This window comes from Collinsella sp. AM44-11 (assembly GCF_003467145.1).
Classification (GTDB): Bacteria; Actinomycetota; Coriobacteriia; order Coriobacteriales; family Coriobacteriaceae; genus Collinsella.
On sequence record NZ_QSFE01000030.1, the window covers coordinates 1 to 2,242 of the forward strand.

Annotated in this window: 3 protein-coding genes; all 3 read left to right on the forward strand. The window is 59.3% G+C overall.

Annotated features, from left to right (window positions below):
• Window positions 1-171: 171 nt before the first annotated feature.
• The 3 genes from purE to DW943_RS10275 all read left to right on the forward strand — a co-directional run bounded on the left by purE (window position 172) and on the right by DW943_RS10275 (window position 2,156).
• Window positions 172-636, forward strand: coding sequence for a 5-(carboxyamino)imidazole ribonucleotide mutase (purE, locus tag DW943_RS10265; RefSeq protein ID WP_006235810.1), 465 nt, complete (start codon window positions 172-174; stop codon window positions 634-636).
• Between the two features lie 36 nt (window positions 637-672).
• Entirely contained in the window at window positions 673-1,671 is a 999-nt protein-coding gene (locus tag DW943_RS10270) for a class B sortase (RefSeq protein ID WP_117862976.1), read from the forward strand.
• 65 nt (window positions 1,672-1,736) lie between these two features.
• Window positions 1,737-2,156 carry a molybdenum cofactor biosynthesis protein MoaE gene (locus tag DW943_RS10275; RefSeq protein WP_233543663.1) on the forward strand — a complete coding sequence of 140 codons (420 nt, stop codon included), beginning with the start codon at window positions 1,737-1,739 and terminating at the stop codon, window positions 2,154-2,156.
• The last annotated feature ends 86 nt before the right edge of the window (window positions 2,157-2,242 follow it).

Here is a 2,242-nt window from a genome sequence, read left to right on the forward strand (position 1 = left end):
CGGGCCGGGTTTATTATCGGAGCGACTTTGCGAAGCAAGGGGAGCGAAGATAAAAACCCGGCCCGCCGCGGGGCACCCGGGGACCGCAGGGACGGGAGCAGCTATACTACTCTCAGTAGTTAAGGGTCGCGGATTCGCTGCGTCACCGCTCTCAACAGGAGGTCTTTGTTTATGGCAGATCAGAAGCCGGTTGTCGGGATCATCATGGGCTCCAAGTCCGATCTGGGCGTTATGGAAGGTTGCACCGCCGAGCTCGAGGCGCTAGGCGTGCCCTATGAGCTCGTGATTGCAAGCGCGCACCGTACGCCGGCGAAGGTCCATGAGTGGGCCTCGACTGCTGCTGACCGCGGCATCAAGGTGATTATCGCTGCTGCCGGCAAGGCTGCTCACCTGGGCGGTGTCGTGGCGGCCTTTACGCCGCTGCCGGTCATCGGCGTGCCTATGAAGACGAGCGATCTTGGTGGTATGGACTCGCTGCTGTCGATGGTGCAGATGCCTTCGGGCGTGCCCGTTGCCTGTGTGGCCATCAACGGTGCCAAGAACGCTGCCATTTACGCCACGCAGATTCTGGGCGCCTGCGACCCCGAGTACCGCAAGGTTATCGAGAAGATGAAGCAGGAGATGGCTGACGCCTAAGCGATCTGCCAGTCCATTTGCAGCATAAGGAGAGCCATGTCCGACTATCAGGGAAAGCGTTTTTCGGCTTCTCGGATTCCCGATCCAGCCACGTCGGGAGCGGCCCGCGCGCCGCAGCAGGGTCGGACATCCTCTCCTCAGCAGCCGCGCGCGCCGCGCCCCGTGACGCCGGCGAAGCATCGCCGTCAGGATACTCCTGCTGCATATCGCCCTTCGTCATACAGTACGGCCAAGAAGTCACCTCGCTCTTCGGCGCATACCGCGCCATCGAGCTATACCGAGACGCCGCGCAAAAAGCGTCGCTCCGTTATCCCCATCTTGCTCATCATTATCGGCATCGGCCTAATCGTTGCTGCGGCCGCCATCTTTATCAACGCGCAGATTGGCTACAAGCAGGCGAGCGAGTCGTATCAAAAGATCGAAAAACAATATGTGAGCGACAAGGACGCCAGCGGCGTACCGATTATCGACTTCAATGCGCTTGCCCAGACAAATCCCGAGGTTGTGGGTTGGATTTACGCGCCCGGCACCAACATCAACTACCCCGTGGTACAGACCAACAACAACTCCAAGTACCTCAACACGCTGTTCGACGGCACCGCCAATGCCTCGGGAGCCATCTTCTTGGATAGCGACGACACCGCGCCGGGCATGGTGGATCAGCAGACCACGATTTACGGTCATCACATGAACGACGGTTCGATGTTCAACGTGATTTCGGGTACGACCGATCAGGCGACGTTCGACAGCATAGAATACGTGTACTACATTACGCGCGATGCGACGTATAAGTTGCGCCCACTGGCGACCAAGGTGGTCGAGGACACGTATGCCAAGGCGCGCACGCCCAACTTTGAGGGCGATGACGGACTGAAGAATTACCTGTCCGAGATGCTTGCCGGTGCCTCTGCCGTGGCGAGCGATGCCACCGATCGTGCCGCTTCGGCAACCAAGGTCGTAACGCTTGTGACCTGCCGCTCGCTGTCATTTAGCAATACGCGCGCCGTCATGGTGCTCACGCCGGTCGAGGAATAAGTTGTTCAAGAGTAGCTAAAAAGCCCCGTCCCAAATGAGCTACTCGACGACGGTAAAAAGGAGAAATGATGCTTGAAAGTGGCAAACCGATGCCTTCGATTGATGCTTGGCTGCGCGAGGCCAAGGCCGATTCGTCGGCATCTGCGTGCGGTATGTACCTGACGCATAACGGTGTGGTGCGTGCGACGCCTAAGTCCGAGGTGCGTGGGGTCGAGACAGATGGTGTGGCGCCTGGACATAAGGTGGGCGGCATGGTGTTTGGCTTCGATGCCGAAAAGGTGCAGGCCGCTATCGAGGCAACGCGCGCGATGCCGGGTATCGGCTATGTGCGCGTGTGGCTGGCGAGCGGCGAGCTTACCGTGGGCGACGACATCATGCTCGTGCTCATTGGCGGGGACATTCGCCCGCATGTGGTCGATGCGCTGCAGGCGCTCGTCGGTACCATCAAAAATGAGTGTGTGAGCGAGGTCGAGCGCGAGGCGTAATGCCGGCAGCAGCACTCGCCAACAAAAAGCCCGCTGGCAGTTCAAATTGAACTGCGTCCCAAATCTTGGACGCCCTAAATAGCGAC